Below are 17,566 nucleotides of genomic sequence, written 5' to 3' on the forward strand. Positions count from 1 at the left end.
AGATGCGTATAAGAGACAGCTCGTGGGCGGGCTGTTCTGGGCCAAGTGGCTCCCCTACGAGGCCAAGATCCAGACGCTCGCCGAAACCGGGGTGTGGAACGGTGCGGCGATCTTCGGCTCCGCGGGCGAACCGGGGTCCGCGCCGTCGTTGCGGGGTGCGATCGACTTCACCGTGGTCTACCTGAAGGCCGTATGGAAGGCCGCTCTCGTTGCCCTGCTCGTGGCCGCGGCCCTCGAATCCCTGGTCCCCCGGCGCTGGTTGCTGCGGGTGCTCAGCCGCAAGACCTCGTGGGGTCAGGGGATCTCCGGGGCGCTGCTGGCACTGCCCAGCATGATGTGCACGTGCTGCACCGCGCCGGTGGCCATCGGACTGCGCCGCAGCGGTGCGCCCGCGGGGGCCACCATGGCGTACTGGCTCGCAAACCCCTTGCTCAACCCGGCGGTGCTGGTGTTCCTGGCGCTGACCATGTCCTGGCCCTTCGTGACCACGCGCGTGGCCGTGGGCATCCCGGTGGTGTTGATCGCCGCAGTGCTCGTGAGCCGCACGTTCTCGACCGTCACGGTGCAGACCCCCGAGGCCCTCCCCGCCGATCCGCAGCACTGGGGTGAGCTGGTCACCCGGTTCGGGCGAGCACTGGGCCGGTACCTGGTGGTGATCGTCCCGGAGTACGTGATCCTGGTGCTGCTGGTGGGGTTGTTCGCCGGATGGCTCTCGGACTTCACGGGTCTCGCGGACCACGCCGGGCTCTTCTCGCTGCTCATCGTGGGCCTGATCGGGGCGGCCCTGGTAATCCCCACCGGCGGCGAGATCCCGGTGATCGTGGGGCTCACCGCGGCGGGCGCAAGTTACGGGGTGGCCGGGGTCCTGCTCATCACCCTGCCGGCCCTGAGCATCCCCTCGATCATCATGGTCGCCCGGCATTTCGGGACCAAACAGACGCTGCTGGTCACCGGGTGGGTCGTGATCGGCGGGTTGGTGGCCGCAGCGCTGCTCACCGCGCTGGTCTGAGCCGGCGGGTCAGGGCCGGTTGGTCCGGGCAACAAACCAGGTACTCGAGTCGCCCGCATAGCGGTCGGCGCCCCGGCCGCCCGTACATGGGCCGACGGCACGATGACCCCTGGCGCGGCGACGGCACCGGGCCGCGCGGCGTCGTCGTCAACCGGCGATCAGTGCGTAGATCCCGCCCAGGACGACGATCCCGAAACCGAAGCCCGCGAACAACTGGGCCCACGTATGGGCGCGCAGGACGCGGCGGCTCACGCACACCGCCACCGCGACGGGCAGGAACAGCAGACCCCACGGCCCCACCGCGACGGGCAGGATCACCGCAGTGCCGCCCATCATCATCCCGTGCACGGAAATCTTCCAGAACGGGCTCACGAGCGCGACCATTGCGCTCGCCGCGAGCGTGGCCATGAGCAGTCCGGTGACCTCCACGGGTCCGTGGAACGCGAGGTTGACCGCCAGGAACACGGCCACCAGCGCGAAGGTCCCCAGCATCACGGGTCGGCGGTGCTCCTTGACGCTCACGTGGTGGTCGGTGAGCACACCCCGGCGCGCCAGCACCGTGACCGTGGCGAGTGAGACCCCGCAGACCGCCAGCGCCGCCATCACGCCCCACAGCAGTGCCCCGAGGCTCCTGTGCACGGTCCACGGCAGGACCACCAGCAGCGCGGCCAGCACGAGCGGCGCCTGGAAGACCTCGCTGAGGACAAGGGCCCATGCGGGCCCTCGTTCAGCCGGGGCAGGATCCGGGCGCGGCGACGTTGTCCCCTCGTAGTTGGTCACGTGTGGCGGTCAGAAGTCGAGCGTCTCGTAGGTCTTGTGCGCGCGCTCCGCCAGGGCGGGGATCGCCTGGCGTGTTCCCCACTGGTCGAAGTGCTCGGAGCTCACATGGGCCGTGAACGCATCCTCGTCCGTGTACACCTCGAAGATGCGGAACACGGCAGGCTCCTCCGGGCTCTGGTACGCCTGGTAGTAGAGGTTCCCGGGCTCCTGGCGAGCGGCCGGGGAGAGGTGGGAGAGCGCGTCACGCACGGTGTCCTCCTCTCCGGGCTTTGCAGTCCAGGTGGCGCTGCAGACGAAGGCCATGGGTTGTCCTCTCTCGATGTTGACGCCGGACGGTCACCGGCCCGACTCATGCTACCGACCCGAGCTGGCGCGGTTCAGCGGGGAGGCATGCGCTGCCGTGCACCGTGGCCCGGCAAGATGTCCCCACCACGCGTTGTCCGTCCACCCGAGAGCACCGGCCATGGCAGAACCACCCGTCGTTCGCATGTTCAACGAGTACACCTTCAGCTGGCCGTTCTGGGGAGAGAACGGTCTCCCGGACCAGGAGGACTTCCCCCTCCCGCTGAAACTCACCAGGGACGTCCTGGTCTGGACTCGGAACTTCGACCACGAGAGGGGCTGGCCAACGGCAGAGCAGCGGGAGGCCAGCCGCCGTGAGGGCGAACGACTCGCAGGGAGGGTGCAGGATTCGGTGGGCCCAGGGGTCACCATCGACCTGGACATGTGGGAGGCACATGTCCACAAACCACGCCTGCCTCGGTGGCTGCGGATGCTCACCGGTCTCACGCCGGCGAGCTCGTGTGAGGCGCTCGTGCTGGGCCGCCGCTACGCGGAGCTGCCGAACCCCAGCCGACACGTGGGCGTGATGCTCGACGCCGCTGCGCAGCACCCCGGACGCACCGGCCGCGAGGTGCTGCAGCTCTCCGCCACCATCACGGATGCGGGCAGGGCGCGGGTGGACGAGATGCTGGAGCTCGACGCCGTGTGCCCCTGACCCTGCCGCGCGTCGAGCTGCGCAAGCGGGGGGCACCCGCGCCGGGCGCGGTCTGCTGATCGCCATCGGCATGCTGACCGCTCTGGCTCTGGGCTTGTTGATGTGGGTCGCACGCAACGACGGCGCACCCTTGTCGGCGGCCCTGGCCGTGACCACGACCCCCAGGGTCTGCTGCTGCCCGTGCTCGGGATCATCACGGCATGCAATGAGTGGAGCCAGCGCACCGCGCTCATCCCCTTCACGCAGGAACCCCGCAGGCTGCGCGTGGTCCTCGCCAAACTGCTCTCGGTGGCGGCGCTGGGCACCATCGCGGTGCTCTCGCCTGGGTCATGGCCCTCGTGGCCTTCCTGATCCTCGCCGCGCTGACCGGCCAGTCCCTGAATCCCGATCCGGACTGGGGACAGCTCGCGGGTGGGTGGCTCACCCAGCTGATCGCCGTGCTACAGGGCGCGGCGTTCGGCCTCGCCCTGCTGTCCGTCCCGTTGGTGATCGGGATCTGGCGTGTGCTCACGCGCGAGGTGAAGTAGGCGCGCCGCGCTCAGTCGGCGGTCGTGCGCGGTGCCGGATCCCTGTTGCCGGCCCGCTCCAGCCGCACCACATGGTCCGCGAGCTCGGCCACGTCCTGCGGGTCGTGCGTCACGATCATTGCGGTGCGCCCGGCGAGCACCCGCTGGAGCACCTTCCTCATCCGAGGCCGCGCGGTCACGTCCAGGGCGCTCAGGGGCTCGTCCAGCAGGATCACGCGCGGCTCGGCGGCCAGCACCCGCGCGATCGCCACGCGCTGGGCCTGCCCGCCGGACAGCTCGTCCGGCATGCGCTGGGCGAACGCCCGCGTGTCCACCTCGCGCAGCCACGCCAGGGCACGACGCCGCGCCATCGCCTTCCCCGCGCCACTCGCCCGGGGGCCGAAGGCCACGTTGTCGAGCACGTTGAGATGGGGGAACAGCAACGGTTCCTGGGCCATCAGGGCCACGCCCCTGCGATGCGCCGGGACCCACATGTCCTGGGCCGCCCCACCGGCGCGCAGCACGGATTCGTCCCCCACCCGGATCTCACCGCGGTCGGGGGCCAGCAGGCCCGCGATCACGTCGAACACGGTGGACTTCCCCGCGCCATTGGGCCCGATCAGGGCCGCGGTGGTTCCCGGCTCCACCGTGAACTCGGCGGCCACACGGCGGCGGTCGTGTTCAACACGGACCATCAGTCCGGGCGCCTCCCCCGCTACGCGGGGCGTGCTCACCCCTAGGCCCGACGCGCCCCCGGGTGCAACCGCGGATGCGGCTGCGGTCCTGACCACGGCGCCATTTCGCCCGGCCCCGGCGTCCGCCGTCCCAGACCCGGCCGCGGGTCGGTCACCGACCGCATGGGCAGTGCGGCTGTCCTTCGAGGACTGCGTCGAGCCACCGGACCGGGGCCGTGATCCCTCCGGATGGGGACCCCACTGCGGACCCGGCGCGAACCACCGGGTGAGGTTGGCGCGGAAGCCGGCGCCGCGGCGTCGTCGGGAGGGAGCACTGACCCCCACGACGAGCAGAGCAACGAGCACGAGCAGCAGGGAGAGGGCCACGGCGGCGTCGGGATCGGTCTCGCGCTGCAGGTAGATCTCGAGCGGGAGCGTGCGGGTCACGCCCTGCAGGCTGCCCGCGAACGTGAGGGTGGCGCCGAACTCGCCGAGGCAGCGCGCGAAGGACAGCGCGGCCCCGGAGAGCACTGCGGGCAGCACCAGGGGCAGCGTGACCCGGAACAGGGTGCGCGTGGGGGATGCACCAAGGCCCGCCGCGACCCGTTCGTAGCGAACGCCCGCGGTGCGCAGCGTGCCCTCCAGGGAGACCACCAGGAACGGCAGGGCCACGAACGTCTGGGCGAACACGACGGCCGCGGTGGTGAACGCGATGTCCACGCCCGCCGAGGACAGGGTGCCGCCCAGGAAACCCATGCGTCCGAAGGTGTACAGCAGCGCGATACCGCCCACCACAGGTGGCAGCACGAGCGGCAGCAGCACCAGTGAGCGCAGGAGCGTGAGGCCGCGCACGGTGGAACGGGCCAGAACCAGGGCGAGCGGGCACCCCAGCACCAGGCACAGCGCCGTGGACACGACCGCGGTGCGAAGGCTCAACCACAGCGCGGCGAGCGAGGACTCGCTCGTGAGCAACTCCCCCAGGTGCGCCCAATCGATGCGCAGCACCATGCCGAGCAAGGGCAACAGGATGACCAACGCCCCCGCCACCGCCGGGACCAGGATCCACCGGGGGGTCGTGACGAACCCGCGCGTCACGGTGCGCCGAAGCCCGCGTCCCCCAGGACCTTCCGGCCCTCGTCACCCTGGACGAGGTCCACGAACTGCCGGGCGAGCTCCGGCTCCGCGGAATCCTTGAGGGCGACCACGGGGTAGTTGTTGACCGCCTGATCCGTGCGCGGGATCTCGACGGTCGTGACCCTGTCCTTCGCGGACTTGGCATCCGTGACGTACACGATCCCCGCGTCCGCCTGCCCGGAGGTCACCTTGCCGAGCACGTCCGTGACCGCGTTCTCCTGGCTCACGGGGTGAAGCGCGACACCGTTGGCCTTCTCGATCTCCTGCGTGGCCGCACCGCACGGTACCTCCGGGGCGCACGTGACCAGCTTGACGTCCCGGTCCACCACGTCCCGGAAGGAGGTGATGTCCGCGGGGTTGTCCTTGGGTACCGCGAGGGTGAGCACATTGGTCGCGAACACGCTCGGCTCCCCCGCGGCCAGGCCCGCGTCCGTGAGCTTCTTCATGTTCTTCTGGTCAGCGGAGGCGAAGACGTCCGCGGGGGCGCCCTGGGTCAGCTGTTGCACGAGCCCGGACGAGCCTCCGTAGTTCATGCTGACCTTCACCCCCGGGTGCGCCGCCTCGAACGTGCGCGCGAGCTCGTCGAAGGAATGGGTCAGCGAGGCCGCCGCGGACACCCGCAGGGTCGTCTCCTGATCGGACGACGACGCCGCGTCCCCTCCCCCGTCCGACGCTCCCGCGCATCCGGAGAGCGCCACCGCGCTCACCGAGCAAGCCAGGGCGCGCATGCGTGTCGCCGCGCGCCCCATCACTTGCGCCCCTCGGTCTCGACGATGACCGCGGTGGACTTCACCACGGCCGTGGCCACGGACCCCGGTTCCAGCCCCAGGTCACGCACCGCTTCCGAGCTCATGAGCGAGACGATCCGGTGCGGGCCGCACTGCAGCTCCACCTGGGACATCACGGGATCGGAGGTCACGGCGGTCACGAGTCCCACGAGGCGGTTGCGCGCCGAACTGTTCACCCCGGCGGGATCCTGAGGGCTCACGGCGTTGTCGCGCGCGTATGCCGCGAGTTCGGCGCCGTCCACCACGGCGTACCCCGCGGAATCCTTGTGCCCGGTGAGCGTGCCCTGCTCGATCCACCGCCGGACGGTGTCGTCGCTGACGCCCACGAAGGTCGCGGCCTGGGAGATACGGAGGTGGGTCATGGGAGCAGTTTATCCGCATCTGCGGAACCACGGCCCTGTTTGAACCGCACTTGCGTGGTGTTGACCTGACACGCGACGACGCCGCGCGGACCGGGCCGCGCGGCGTCGTCGTCCCCTACAGGGCTCATTCGTGGGAGAACCGCGCCTTACGCTTCTCCGCGAACGCGGACATGCCCTCTTTCTGGTCCGCGGTGGAGAACAGCCCGTGGAAGACCCGCCGCTCGTGCTGGACGCCGGCCCACAACCCGGACTCGTACGCGGCATTGACGGTCTCGACCGCGTGCTGGGCCGCGGGCTTGGACATCTCCGCGATCTTTCCGGCGACCTCCAGGGCGGTGTCCATGAGCTCGTCCGCTGCGACCACGCGGGAGACCAAACCGGAACGCTCGGCTTCCTCGGCGCGCATCTGCCGTCCGGTGAGGATCATGTCCATGGCCTTGGCCTTGCCCACGGCGCGGGTGAGGCGCTGGGTGCCGCCCATCCCGGGGATCACACCCAGGGCGATCTCGGGCTGACCGAACACTGCAGTGTCCGCGGCGAGGATCAGATCGCACATCATCGCGAGCTCGCACCCACCGCCGAGCGCGTAACCGGCCACCGCGGCGATCTTGGGGGTGCGCAGCCGGGCGAAAGCGTCCCACCCCGCGAAGAAGTCCTCGTGGTACATATCGGACGCGGACTTGCCGGACATCTCCTTGATGTCAGCACCGGCCGCGAAGGCCTTCTCCGAACCTGCGAGGATCAGCGCGCCGATCCCCGAGTCACGGTCCAGCTCGGTCGCGGCGGCCACCACGTCCCGCATGGTCTGTTCGTTCAGCGCGTTCAGTGCCTTGGGACGGTTCAGGGTGATGACACCCACGCGTCCCTCGCGGCGGACTTCAATGGTCTCGTAGGAGTTCTCGTTCATGTGATCAGCATCTCATAGGTCCCTCGGGGGCGTGTCCGAGCGTGGGGGTCCAGCACCGGGGCCCAGCGCCGGCCTCCGTCCTCCGGGCCACGGGACGGGCTGGCGGTAGGCCCCTGTCCCCGCGGGAACCGGCCACTAGCATGGACGCATGCGTGAATTGCAAGCACAGATCGTTGCCGAGCTCGGCGTCTCTCCGCAGATCGATCCGGAGCGGGAGGCCCAACGCCGCGTCGACTTCCTGAGCGACTACCTCAAGGCCACGCACACCGCGGGATTCGTCCTGGGGATCAGCGGCGGCTTGGACTCCACCTTGGCCGGGCGCCTGGCTCAGCTCGCGGTCGAGAAACTGCGCGAGGACGAGATCGAGGCGGAGTTCGTGGCCATGCGGCTGCCTCACGGGATCCAGCACGACGAGGCCGACGCCCAGGCGGCGCTCGAATTCATTCAGCCGGACCGGGTCATCACGTACGACGTCGCGCCGGCCGTCCGCGGTTTCGAGTCCGCCTACGGTGCCGCGACCGGTGAGCAGCTCACCGATTTCACCCGCGGTAACACCAAGGCCCGCGTGCGTATGACGGCGCAGTACGCGGTGGGCGGGGACCACAACCTGCTGGTGATCGGCACGGATCACGCGGCGGAATCGGTCACCGGGTTCTTCACCAAGTTCGGCGACGGCGGCGCGGACGTCCTGCCCCTGGGCGGGCTGAACAAACGGCAGAACCGCCAGGTGCTCGCGTACCTGGGGGCCTCCGAGCAACTCGTGGGCAAGGTCCCCACCGCGGACCTCCTGGACGAGAACCCCGGGCGCACGGACGAGGACGAGCTGGGCCTGCGCTACGACGACATCGACGACTTCCTCGAGGGCAAGGACGTCCCCGAGGAGGTGGCCCGCAAGATCGAAAGCACGTTCCTGCGCACCCGCCACAAGCGCACGGTCCCGGTGACCCCGGCGGACGAGTGGTGGCGGGAGGGCTGATCCTCCCCGTCCGCGCGATGTCCAAGGGGACGACCCTGGCCTGACTGCGCTGGACAACCGCATTGGCCATGCCCTCCGACGGCCTGCGCCGTGCGCGACCCCGGTCCGGCCCCCCTGTGCTTAGACTGGGCCCAGTGACACGGGGTGCCGCTGCACGTTCCCACGACCCACCGGGCCGGGGAGCCCTGGATGCAATGGCTGAGATGACACCCGTCGAACCTGTCCAGTTAGTACTGGCGAAGGGATGTCACGGTGGCACCGCACGGGTGGCGCACCGCGTTCTTCGCCGTGAGCCACAGGAGTGAGCATGCGGATCGACACCACCATCGTCCTGATCACCGGGGGAGCCCGGGGTCTGGGTGAACACCTCAGCCGAGCCTTCGCCCGCGAAGGCGCCCGGGTGGTCGTGAACTACCACACGAGCGAGGACCGCGCCCGCTCACTGGTGCGCGAACTCGGTGAGGACAAGGTCATTGCCGTTCGGGCGGACGTGACCGATGCCGGGCAGGTGCAGCAGATGGTGGCACTCGCCCAGGACCATTTCGGTGCGCCCATCACGGTGGCCGTGAACAACGCGCTGGTGGACTTCAGCTTCAACGGGGACGCCCGCCCCTCGCTCGAAAACCTCGCCGCCGAGGATCTTTCCCAGCAGTTCACCGGCGCGGTCGTGGGCGGACTCAACGTGATCCAGGCGGTCGTCCCGGGGATGCGCCGGTCCGGACACGGGCGCATCATCAACATCGGCACCAATCTCTTCCAGAACCCCGTGGTCCCCTACCACGACTACACCGCAGCCAAGGCCGCCCTTCTCTCCCTCACCCGCACGGCGGCCAAGGACCTGGGGGCCCTGGGCATCACCGTGAACATGATCTCCGGTGGCCTGCTACGCACCACGGACGCGAGTGCCGCTACCCCGGCCGAAGTCTTCGACGCCATTGCCGCCGGTACGCCCTTGGGTCGGGTCACCAGCCCGGAGGAGTTCGCGGACACCGCCCTCTTCTTCGCCTCCGACTGGTCCCGCGGCGTCACCGGGCAGAACCTCGTGGTCGACGGTGGACTGGTGATGGACTGACATGGCCGCCCCGCACGACACCGCGCGGACCCCGTCCGCCGCCCCTGCGGCGTCCACCCGTCCCACCCAGGTGAACCAGCCGCCCGGGACACCCGCCCGGACGCTGCACCTCAACGCCTTCCTCTACGGGGCCGGCCACCACCAGGCCGCGTGGCGCGCGCCGGGCTCCCCGGTGCACCGCCTCACGGACATCGCCTACTACGAGGAGCTCGCGCGGACTGCCGAACGCGGTCTGTTCGACGCGGTGTTCTTCGCGGACGGGCACAGCGTGGGTGACGTCTCCGGCGGACCCCGCTGGAGCCTGGAACCCCTGACAGCGCTGTCCGCGATGGCGCGGGCCACCGAGCGCGTCGGCCTGGTGTGCACGGTGTCCACCACGTTCTTCACCCCGTTCCACGCGGCCAGGATGCTCGCGTCCTTGGACCACATCTCGGGCGGGCGAGCGGGGTGGAACGTGGTGACCTCCATGTGGGACTCCGAGGCCCGCAACCACGGCTACCGGGCCATGCCGACCAAGGATGAGCGCTACGAGCGCGCCCGCGAGTTCGTGGAGGTGGCCCGCGCCCTGTGGGCCAGCTGGGACGAGGACGCCGTCACCGCAGACCCGGAGGGCCGGTGGGCTGAGCCCTCCAAGCTGCACCGTCTGCACCACGAGGGCCGCCACTTCCTGGTGGATGGACCCCTCACGGTTCCGCCCTCCCCCCAGGGGGAACCGGTCCTCTTCCAAGCGGGTGCCTCCGGGCCCGGCAAGGCACTCGCGGCCGACTTTGCAGAGGGGATCTACGCCGTGGCCTACGACCTGCCCGCCGCGCAGGAGTACTACGCGGCGGTGAAGGCCGAAGTGGCCCGCGCCGGGCGTGATCCCGGTTCCGTGATCGTGATGCCCGGTCTGGTCACGTACGTGGGCCGCACGCACGAAGAGGCCCTCGAGAAGCAGGCCAGCGTGGACCGTTTACTCCCTGTGGAGCAGTCGCTCGCACAGCTCTCCACGTTCGTGGAGCAGGACTGCGCGCAGTGGGACCTAGATGCGCCCGTGCCCACGCTGCCGCCCCTGGAGGAGTTCACCGGTCCGCAGGGCCGCTACGGCACCATCCTGCGGATCATCGAGGCCGAGCGCCCCACGGTCCGCCAGTTGCTCGGCCGCCTCGCCGCCGGCGGGGGTCACTGCACGATGGTGGGCACCCCGGAGTCCATCGCGGATCGAATGCAGGAATGGTTCGACAACGCCGGCGCGGACGGCTTCAACCTCATGCCGCCCGTCCAGCCGGACTCCCTGGACGACTTCGTGGACCTCGTGGTCCCCGAACTCCAGCGCCGCGGCCTGTTCCGCACCGCGTACACCGCCACCACGCTGAGGGGTCACCTCACGCGGGGTTGAGGCCCCGCTGCGCAACCCCGCCACAGGACGACGACGCCGCCCCGCACGGTGGGCGGGGCGGCATCGTCGGTGGCGTCAGCGGCGTCGTCGCCGATCGGGAGGGTCCGGTCAGAGGAACGGGCGCAGCGGTACCAGGATCGTCTCGGCGACCCGGGCCATGGGGTGGCGATCGCGCCATTGGGGCGAGGACAGCTCCTCACAGTGCTCGTAGTCGGCGAGGAAGACCTTCTCCATCTCGGCCGCGAAATCCGGGTCCACGATCTCCACGTTGGTCTCGTAGTTGAACGAGAGGGAGAGCCGGTCGATGTTGGCGGTGCCCACGGTGGACCACTCGCCGTCGACCGTGGCGGTCTTGGCGTGGATCATGCAGGCGGCGTACAGCAAGATGGTGACCCCACCCTCCAACAACTGGCCGTAGAACCCGCGGGACACCCAGTCCGCCAGGATGTGGTTGGAGTCCTTGGGGACCATGATCCGCACATCCACCCCGCGAGCTGCCGCGTCCAGGAGGCAGTCCAGGATCTGCTGGTCGGGGATGAAGTAGGGCGTGTTCACCCAGATGTGGTGCTGCGCCCTGTTGATCGCGTTCATGTACATCTCGCGGATGGGGTACACGAGCTGGATGGGCAGGTTCGCGGAGACCCGCACCTCCGGGTCCCAATTCTTGGGCGCCACCCAGTCGATGGCGTGTTCCGGGTCCCGGTCCTCGTTCCACACGCTCGCGATGGAGCTGCGTAACCCCCATACCGCAGGCCCGATCTCCCGGATATGCGTGTCCCGCCATTGCCGGGAATAGAGAGAACCGAAGTTGTAGCCCCCCACGAAACCGATGTTGTCGTCCACCACCAGGATCTTGGAATGGTTGAAGCCCGAGAACCGCAGGGGCCCTTTCCAGAACGGGCGGCGCACCACCGGCATCCGGTACACGTGGACCCGGTCCGAGAAGTCGTAGAAGGAGGACGGGATCACGAGGTTCGCGAACCCGTCGTAGATGATGAACACCTCCACGCCCCGATCCGCGGCCCGGTTGAACGCGTCCAGGAAGCGCTGACCCGTCTCGTCGTTCTTCCAGATGAACGTCTCCATGTGGATGGAGTGCTGGGCGTTGTCGATGGCATCGAGCATGTCCTGGTACACCGCCTCACCCGACGTGTAGATGGTGATGTCCGAGTCCTGCACGTGCGCGTTGAACGTCCCGGGGTGCGGGGCGTCACGCTGCTGACGCCCGTGATGCTTCCACCAGTCGAGCCCGGCGAGCGAGGCGATCACCACGGCCTGCGCCCCCAGCAGGGCACCAGCACCCGCACCGGCCGCTTTCAGGAGGATACGGCGTTCTCTGATCTCGGCTAGCGCCCGCCTTGCGTCCATGACTTCACACTACTGCGGCGTCACATGGCGCGTCCCGGATCATGACCGGACCGGCCCTGGGAATTCACACCGCCCGTCCCGCGACCAGGGGCACTGAGGTGTTACGCGGCGGGAATCCGCCGAATGGTAATCCACCCCGTCCCATAAGCCCTCGTGGAAGGACGACCTCGTGGGCGACGCCGCCACACAGAACCCGGGCGCCGCCGCATCCGTGGCCCCGGACGTCACCGCGAGCGAGGCCAGCCAGGACGCGAACGAGGCGCAGGACCAGGCCGGCGAAGCCGTGGAGTCCGCTGCCCCGCAGGCCTGCGACAACACCGTCGGAACCGATCCGCTCGGTCCCTCGTACGAGAACCCGGTCCGTCGTCCGCCCGCGGTTTCCCAGCGTGGGCCGCGGCTCGCTACGGTGGACCCCATGAGAATCGCCACGTGGAACGTGAACTCCATCCGCGCCCGCGCCGACCGCATCGAGGCGTGGCTCGACCGCTCGGACGTGGATGTCCTGGCCATCCAGGAGACCAAGGCCAAGGACGAGAACTTCCCATGGGAGCTGTTCGAGTTCGCGGGCTACGAAGTGGCGCATTTCGGCGTGAATCAGTGGAACGGCGTCGCCATCGCGTCCCGCGTGGGGCTCAAGGACGTGGAGCGCACGTTCCCCGGTCAGCCCACGTTCGGCAAACCCGGCCAGGAACCCGCCCAGGAGGCGCGCGCGATCGCCGCCACGTGCGACGGCGTGCGGATCTGGTCCCTCTACGTGCCCAACGGTCGCGGCCTGGAGGACCCCCACATGCCGTACAAGCTCGAGTGGCTGCGCGTCCTGGAGGGCCACGCCGAACAGTGGCTGCAGGAGGACCCGCAGGCCCAGATCGCACTTGTGGGTGACTGGAACGTGGCCCCGCGTGACGAGGACGTGTGGGACATCCAGCTCTTCCGCGATGGCGGGTACACCCATGTGAGCGAACCCGAGCGCGCGGCCTTCAACGCGTTCATCGAGGACGCCGGGTTTCAGGACGTGGTCCGCGAGCGCCACCCCGGGCCGGGCGTGTACACGTACTGGGACTACACGCAGCTGCGCTTCCCCAAGAAGGAAGGCATGCGCATCGACTTCCAGCTGTGCTCCCCCGCGCTCGCGGCCCGTGTGCAGGACGCGTGGATCGATCGCGAGGAGCGCAAGGGCAAGGGCGCGTCCGACCACGCCCCGGTCGTCATCGAGATCGACTGAGCCATGCCTCTGATCAACGTGGGCAGCGCCTACCGCAGCATCACGGGCCCGCCCATGCGCTTCGCGCTGCGGATCTACGTGCCCCAGCAGGATCTCGACGCCGCCTACGCACCCGGCATCCCCCGCGCCCTGGACCCCTTTACCGCGGGCGTGCACGAACTTTCGGAGCAACTGGCCCGACTGTCCGACACCTCCCAGCCGTTGCTCCCGCCCGCACGCGAGCCGCTGTGGACCATGCCGTTCTCCACCGCACCCGCCGGTTCGCGGCGTCTGCCCGGACCCACCGGCGACTTCCCGGTCTTCCACCCCACGCAACGGCTGCGTCGATCCCTTCGCCTGTTCACGGCCGCGGAGAACGACGACAGCGCCCAGTTGCTGCCGCTACTCGTTCCGGAGAAGCAGGTCAGCGACGCTGCGAAGGCCACGTCCCGCGAGACGTTCGACCCCGTGTACACCCGTGAGTCCGCGTACGTGGTCCCGCTCGCGTGGTTCGCGGCCTTCGCCCCAGAGGACCACGTGACCTCCTACCACTCCGGGCACGAGGTGCACCGACTCATCGCCCCCGCGGACACCGCCGCGCGCCGGGTGATCCAGGCCGCCCAGACCGTGGAGGACGCCGCTCAGCAAGCCTCGGGGGGCGCTGACGAGCACGACCTCCCGGACGAGGCGCGCCAGGCTGCGGCGTTCGCGCAGGACCTCACCCGCCTGGGGCGGTGGCTGGGTGCGTTCAGCGCTGCCTCCGTGGTGAGCCTGGACTACGGGTCCATCGCGGATCGGCTCCAGCCGGACGAGAGCCCCCGGGACATGGCGGACGCCGTGGAACTGCTGCGCGAAGGGGATCTGGCGGCGGCCACCGCGGCGCTGCGCCGGATCTTCATGCGCTGGGCCCCGTTGGCCCACTTGCAGCAGGCGAACTGAGGCGGGGAAGGGCGGCGGGCCGTCGTCCGACGCATCCGCGCCAACCCATCCCTGCGCTTTTATCAGCTAAAGCAGCTCAGCGTCCGAAAATCTGCTTTAGCTGAGTAAAAGCGGGGGGACGTTCGGCGATGGTGGCGCGGTGGCTGCGAGGCCCCGTGGGAGATGGGTAGCCTGGATCCCGTGACTTCCGACCCCTCAACGCACTCCGACCACCGCACCACGGCTCCCTCCGCCCGGTCCGACCAGACCGCCTCGGTCTCCACTGCCAGCGCCAGCGACACCAGTGCCCGTACCGCGACCGGCACCGAATGGTGGCGCGACGCCGTCATCTACCAGGTGTATCCCCGCTCCTTCAAGGACTCCAACGGGGACGGCATGGGGGACCTGGGCGGGGTCACCCAGAAGCTGCCATACCTCAAGCACCTGGGCGTGGACGCGGTGTGGCTCTCCCCGTTCTACCTCTCCCCGCAACACGACGCCGGGTACGACGTCGCGGACTACCGCACCGTGGATCCGCGCTTCGGTTCACTCGAGGACTTCGACCGGCTGCGGGAGGAAGCGCACCGGTTGGGCCTGAAGATCATCGTGGACCTGGTACCCAATCACACGTCCGAGGACCACGAGTGGTTCCGGGCCGCCCTGACCTCCGAGCCGGGCTCCCCGGAGCGGGACCGCTACATGTTCCGCGAGGGCAGGGGCGAGAACGGCGAGGAGCCGCCCAACAATTGGAAGTCCTTGTTCGGGGGCCGGGCGTGGACCCGGGTGCCGGACGGGCAGTGGTATCTGCACCTGTTCGATTCTTCCCAACCAGACCTCAACTGGGAGAACCCGGAGGTGTGGGAGGAGTTCCGGGCGATCCTGCGGTTCTGGCTGGACCGCGGGGCGGACGGTTTCCGGGTGGACGTGGCCCACGGCATGATCAAGGCCCCGGGCCTGCCGGACTGGGACGAGCAGGTCCACATGGTCGAGGGCACGGATGCCCAGGGCGCCCAGGACGAGCCCGACGGCCCCAGCAAGACCATGGACACCGGCCCCTACTTCGACCAGGACGGGGTGCACGAGATCTACCGGGACTGGCACACGGTGCTTCAGGAGTACCCCGGTGATCGCATGCTCGTGGTGGAGGCATGGGTGGGTCCCGCCGAGCGCCTGGCTCGCTATGTGCGCCCGGACGAGGCGCAGCAGGCCTTCAACTTCGACTTCCTGGTGGCCGGGTGGCATCGCGACCGCATGCGGGACACCATCGAGATCTCCCTGCGCGCCAATGCGGCCGTGGGCGCGCCGTCCACGTGGGTGCTCTCCAATCACGACACGGTCCGCCACGCCTCGCGCTACGGGTTGAGCTCCCGCACGGCCTACCCCAACGGGATCGGCGCGCAGGACGAGCAACCGCACGCCGGTCAGGGGCTGCGCCGGGCGCGCGCCGCCGCCCTCGTGGAGCTCTCCCTCCCGGGTTCCGCGTACATCTACCAGGGCGACGAGCTCGGTCTGCCGGAGCACACCGAGTTGCCGGATGCCGCGCGGCAGGACCCCACCTTCCATCGCACCGCGGGTTCGGAGCTGGGGCGCGACGGCGCTCGCGTCCCCCTGCCGTGGGCTCCCGTGGGTGACGGGCTGGGTTTCGGTCCGGATCCGTGGTTGCCGCAGCCCGAGTCCTTCGCTGGGATCACGGTGGACCACCAACTGGGTGACCCGCAGTCCACGCTCAACCTGTACCGCCGGGCTCTGGAACTCCGGCACGACCTGGAACTGGGCACGGCCGAGTTCGCGTGGCATCCCCTGAGCGAGGGTGACCAGGATGTCCTCGCCTACACCATGTCGTGCGGGACCGGCGAGACCGTGCTGGTGGCCGCGAACCTCGGGGAGAGCGAGATCGGTTTCGACGAGCTCTCCCGCGGTGAGCTGCTTCTGGCGAGTGGCCAGAACGCCGTGGTCAACGACCGGTTGAGCGTGGACAGCGCGGTCTGGCTGCGCCTGACGTGATCCCCGCGCCGAGGCTGACCCCCGTCTAAAGGGCGAAGCCCGGGGCGAAGGGCAAAACGGATCTCGGAACGGACCTCGGGATCAGTGGCGCGGTGTGCTTGCGCAATTAGCCCGCAACCACGACTCGGCCGGCTCCAACGCCCGGTGGATCCGCACGGCCTCCGAGGGCTGGAGGGTGGCGCCAGCGTCGTCGAGGATGTCCCGGACGTCGTCGAACGCCGGACGCACCTCGGCGGGGAGCTTCCCACGGAGCCGGCTGACGGACTCAAGGGCCTGTTCCAGGGTGTTCTCGTTCGCGTCCTCGTCCTCGCTGCGATCGGTGAGGGGCAGCAGCTCCAGGCCGCTGTAGACCTCGGCCACGTCGAAGCACGTCTGGGTGTCCCCGGGGCTCGCGGACGGCGCGCGGGGCGCGGCGCTCGCGGACGGCGTGATGGGTGAGAGTTCGATCGTGGTGGTCTGGCCCTGCCGCGCGTCACACGCCGTGAGGAGCACGATGAGACCGGCCCCCGCCAGCAGTGCGCGCACTTGGTGATTCACAGCTGATCCTTCCGATCCGGCCACCCGGGTCCGTCCGATCCGGCGTCGGGTCCCGCTGCGACGACGACGCCTCTTACGGCCGTCCGCGCCGTCGGAACCCGCTGCGCTCGCTGACCCAGGGCTGCTGGACCGACGCAGCGGAACCGCGCAGTCCTTCCGCAGCGTCCGCGAACGGCCCACTCCACGCTAGGGTCCCAACCTCGGCGCACCCTGGAGGTCGGGTGCACGCCACCACCACGCCACCAATCCGCAGCAGTGCTGGTCGAAGATACCGCCCGGCCCATGCCGAGCTACTTCGAGGAACCCGCCCGGCGAACGTCGGGCAGCTCCGAGAAGCGGGAAGACATGAAGAAACCCCCGCGTGTAGAAGCCACGCGGGGGTTCAGTGGCTCCGACCGGCGTCGATCCGGTGACCTTACGATTTTCAGTCGTACGCTCTACCAACTGAGCTACAGAGCCAGGCACGTTCCCGGAGGCAACCCCCGGTGATATGCCGCAACGGCGCGAAAAGTTTCCTTTTCATCGCCGCCTGAGCGACCCTGACGGGACTTGAACCCGCGACCTCCGCCGTGACAGGGCGGCGCGCTAACCAACTGCGCTACAGGGCCTTGATTGTTTCCAACGAGTGAATATCCTACCAGGACGAACGACTCACTGTGCAAATCGCTCACCCCGCGGTACCTCGCACGGGAAAACGTACCCCCAACGGGATTCGAACCCGTGCCGCCGCCGTGAAAGGGCGGTGTCCTAGGCCGCTAGACGATGGGGGCCAGAACGCCGTCCGAGCATCACCAGCGGCAATATCGGACGATGGACCGTGAGTAGCTTAGAGGCAAACGGCTTGGTTGCACAAACCCGCGCGGTGTCCCGCCGGGCCCGCGCACGCCGCGGAACGGCGGGGATGGCACCCCGGGGGGCGGCACCCCGATGGGGCACATCGCGTTCGACACCAGGC

General features: G+C 69.5%; 18 protein-coding genes, 3 tRNA genes and 1 riboswitch. Of the genes, 10 read left to right on the top strand and 11 right to left on the bottom strand.

The annotated features are described in order from the left end of the window. On the top strand, positions 1–1,009 hold a 1,009-nt coding region (locus tag J1M36_RS04710; RefSeq protein ID WP_206478750.1), incomplete at its 5' end, for a permease. Positions 1,010–1,156: 147 nt separating this feature from the next. Here the strand turns inward: J1M36_RS04710 and J1M36_RS04715 are convergent. Next, positions 1,157–1,789 carry a hypothetical protein gene (locus J1M36_RS04715; RefSeq protein ID WP_064846469.1) on the bottom strand — a complete coding sequence of 211 codons (633 nt, stop codon included), beginning with the start codon at positions 1,787–1,789 and terminating at the stop codon, positions 1,157–1,159. Positions 1,790–1,798: 9 nt separating this feature from the next. Further along, positions 1,799–2,092, bottom strand: coding sequence for a putative quinol monooxygenase (locus J1M36_RS04720; RefSeq protein WP_064846468.1), 294 nt, complete (start codon positions 2,090–2,092; stop codon positions 1,799–1,801). Between the two features lie 160 nt (positions 2,093–2,252). Between J1M36_RS04720 and J1M36_RS13085 the strand changes: the two genes are divergently transcribed. From J1M36_RS13085 to J1M36_RS12690, 3 genes are all read left to right on the top strand, one after another. After that, the gene (locus J1M36_RS13085) at positions 2,253–2,786 is read left to right on the top strand and encodes a hypothetical protein (RefSeq protein WP_342358285.1); all 534 of its coding nucleotides are present in this window, start codon (positions 2,253–2,255) and stop codon (positions 2,784–2,786) included. 102 nt (positions 2,787–2,888) lie between these two features. After that, positions 2,889–3,137, top strand: coding sequence for a hypothetical protein (locus J1M36_RS12685; protein WP_241246865.1), 249 nt, complete (start codon positions 2,889–2,891; stop codon positions 3,135–3,137). Then, positions 3,116–3,313: a hypothetical protein gene (locus J1M36_RS12690; RefSeq protein ID WP_241246866.1), complete on the top strand. Its 198-nt coding sequence runs from the start codon at positions 3,116–3,118 to the stop codon at positions 3,311–3,313. Before J1M36_RS12685 ends, J1M36_RS12690 begins: the two co-directional genes overlap by 22 nt. Positions 3,314–3,324: 11 nt before the next feature. On the opposite strand, the gene J1M36_RS04735 is transcribed toward J1M36_RS12690, so the two are convergent. From J1M36_RS04735 to J1M36_RS04750, 4 genes are all read right to left on the bottom strand, one after another. Continuing rightward, on the bottom strand, positions 3,325–5,013 hold the full coding sequence (locus J1M36_RS04735) for an ABC transporter permease (RefSeq protein WP_342358286.1): 1,689 nt from the start codon (positions 5,011–5,013) through the stop codon (positions 3,325–3,327). Between the two features lie 44 nt (positions 5,014–5,057). Then, entirely contained in the window at positions 5,058–5,828 is a 771-nt protein-coding gene (gene modA, locus J1M36_RS04740) for a molybdate ABC transporter substrate-binding protein (protein ID WP_206478751.1), read from the bottom strand. A 20-nt stretch (positions 5,829–5,848) separates the two neighbouring features. Then, positions 5,849–6,250 carry a molybdopterin-binding protein gene (locus J1M36_RS04745; protein ID WP_206478752.1) on the bottom strand — a complete coding sequence of 134 codons (402 nt, stop codon included), beginning with the start codon at positions 6,248–6,250 and terminating at the stop codon, positions 5,849–5,851. Positions 6,251–6,374: 124 nt separating this feature from the next. After that, the gene (locus J1M36_RS04750; RefSeq protein WP_098053563.1) at positions 6,375–7,157 is read right to left on the bottom strand and encodes an enoyl-CoA hydratase; all 783 of its coding nucleotides are present in this window, start codon (positions 7,155–7,157) and stop codon (positions 6,375–6,377) included. A 148-nt stretch (positions 7,158–7,305) separates the two neighbouring features. Here J1M36_RS04750 and nadE point away from each other — a divergent pair, with 148 nt between their 5' ends. From nadE to J1M36_RS04765, 3 genes are all read left to right on the top strand, one after another. Next, a complete protein-coding gene (gene nadE, locus J1M36_RS04755; protein WP_064846462.1) occupies positions 7,306–8,133 on the top strand; it encodes an ammonia-dependent NAD(+) synthetase in 828 nt (275 codons plus the stop codon). A gap of 130 nt (positions 8,134–8,263) precedes the next feature. Continuing rightward, a riboswitch (TPP riboswitch) is annotated at positions 8,264–8,395 on the top strand. Between the two features lie 45 nt (positions 8,396–8,440). Further along, on the top strand, positions 8,441–9,205 hold the full coding sequence (locus tag J1M36_RS04760) for a 3-oxoacyl-ACP reductase (protein WP_206478753.1): 765 nt from the start codon (positions 8,441–8,443) through the stop codon (positions 9,203–9,205). 1 nt (position 9,206) lies between these two features. Beyond that, a complete protein-coding gene (locus J1M36_RS04765; RefSeq protein ID WP_241246867.1) occupies positions 9,207–10,583 on the top strand; it encodes an LLM class flavin-dependent oxidoreductase in 1,377 nt (458 codons plus the stop codon). A 108-nt stretch (positions 10,584–10,691) separates the two neighbouring features. Here J1M36_RS04765 and J1M36_RS04770 read toward each other — a convergent pair whose 3' ends face one another. After that, positions 10,692–11,951: a phospholipase D-like domain-containing protein gene (locus J1M36_RS04770; protein ID WP_206478754.1), complete on the bottom strand. Its 1,260-nt coding sequence runs from the start codon at positions 11,949–11,951 to the stop codon at positions 10,692–10,694. A 415-nt stretch (positions 11,952–12,366) separates the two neighbouring features. On the opposite strand from J1M36_RS04770, the gene J1M36_RS04775 reads away from it, so the two are divergent. The 3 genes from J1M36_RS04775 to J1M36_RS04785 all read left to right on the top strand — a co-directional run bounded on the left by J1M36_RS04775 (position 12,367) and on the right by J1M36_RS04785 (position 16,074). Further along, the gene (locus J1M36_RS04775) at positions 12,367–13,173 is read left to right on the top strand and encodes an exodeoxyribonuclease III (RefSeq protein ID WP_064846570.1); all 807 of its coding nucleotides are present in this window, start codon (positions 12,367–12,369) and stop codon (positions 13,171–13,173) included. A 3-nt stretch (positions 13,174–13,176) separates the two neighbouring features. After that, complete coding sequence (locus tag J1M36_RS04780) at positions 13,177–14,091, top strand: hypothetical protein (protein ID WP_064846459.1); 915 nt, start codon at positions 13,177–13,179, stop codon at positions 14,089–14,091. Between the two features lie 336 nt (positions 14,092–14,427). Next, the gene (locus J1M36_RS04785) at positions 14,428–16,074 is read left to right on the top strand and encodes a glycoside hydrolase family 13 protein (RefSeq protein WP_318541858.1); all 1,647 of its coding nucleotides are present in this window, start codon (positions 14,428–14,430) and stop codon (positions 16,072–16,074) included. Positions 16,075–16,155: 81 nt separating this feature from the next. Here the strand turns inward: J1M36_RS04785 and J1M36_RS04790 are convergent, their stop codons facing one another. The 4 genes from J1M36_RS04790 to J1M36_RS04805 form a co-directional block, all read right to left on the bottom strand. After that, on the bottom strand, positions 16,156–16,611 hold the full coding sequence (locus J1M36_RS04790; protein WP_206478756.1) for a hypothetical protein: 456 nt from the start codon (positions 16,609–16,611) through the stop codon (positions 16,156–16,158). A 386-nt stretch (positions 16,612–16,997) separates the two neighbouring features. Further along, positions 16,998–17,070 (bottom strand) — tRNA-Phe (locus J1M36_RS04795). A 75-nt stretch (positions 17,071–17,145) separates the two neighbouring features. Then, a tRNA-Asp gene (locus tag J1M36_RS04800) sits at positions 17,146–17,219 on the bottom strand. Positions 17,220–17,308: 89 nt separating this feature from the next. Further along, positions 17,309–17,381, bottom strand: a tRNA-Glu gene (locus J1M36_RS04805). Positions 17,382–17,566 lie beyond the last annotated feature (185 nt).

It is taken from the genome of Kocuria sp. KRD140, assembly GCF_017168375.1.
Lineage (GTDB): Bacteria > Actinomycetota > Actinomycetes > Actinomycetales > Micrococcaceae > Kocuria > Kocuria marina.

What these genes read in the sequence shown, in the direction of transcription:
- J1M36_RS04720 (WP_064846468.1), bottom strand. Translation starts at nt 2,092, where the DNA reads ATGGCCTTCGTCTGCAGCGCCACCTGGACTGCAAAGCCCGGAGAGGAG.
- J1M36_RS13085 (WP_342358285.1), top strand. Translation starts at nt 2,253, where the DNA reads ATGGCAGAACCACCCGTCGTTCGCATGTTCAACGAGTACACCTTCAGC.
- J1M36_RS12690 (WP_241246866.1), top strand. Translation starts at nt 3,116, where the DNA reads ATGGCCCTCGTGGCCTTCCTGATCCTCGCCGCGCTGACCGGCCAGTCC.
- modA (WP_206478751.1), bottom strand. Translation starts at nt 5,828, where the DNA reads ATGCGCGCCCTGGCTTGCTCGGTGAGCGCGGTGGCGCTCTCCGGATGC.
- J1M36_RS04745 (WP_206478752.1), bottom strand. Translation starts at nt 6,250, where the DNA reads ATGACCCACCTCCGTATCTCCCAGGCCGCGACCTTCGTGGGCGTCAGC.
- J1M36_RS04750 (WP_098053563.1), bottom strand. Translation starts at nt 7,157, where the DNA reads ATGAACGAGAACTCCTACGAGACCATTGAAGTCCGCCGCGAGGGACGC.
- nadE (WP_064846462.1), top strand. Translation starts at nt 7,306, where the DNA reads ATGCGTGAATTGCAAGCACAGATCGTTGCCGAGCTCGGCGTCTCTCCG.
- J1M36_RS04760 (WP_206478753.1), top strand. Translation starts at nt 8,441, where the DNA reads ATGCGGATCGACACCACCATCGTCCTGATCACCGGGGGAGCCCGGGGT.
- J1M36_RS04765 (WP_241246867.1), top strand. Translation starts at nt 9,207, where the DNA reads ATGGCCGCCCCGCACGACACCGCGCGGACCCCGTCCGCCGCCCCTGCG.
- J1M36_RS04770 (WP_206478754.1), bottom strand. Translation starts at nt 11,951, where the DNA reads ATGGACGCAAGGCGGGCGCTAGCCGAGATCAGAGAACGCCGTATCCTC.
- J1M36_RS04775 (WP_064846570.1), top strand. Translation starts at nt 12,367, where the DNA reads ATGAGAATCGCCACGTGGAACGTGAACTCCATCCGCGCCCGCGCCGAC.
- J1M36_RS04780 (WP_064846459.1), top strand. Translation starts at nt 13,177, where the DNA reads ATGCCTCTGATCAACGTGGGCAGCGCCTACCGCAGCATCACGGGCCCG.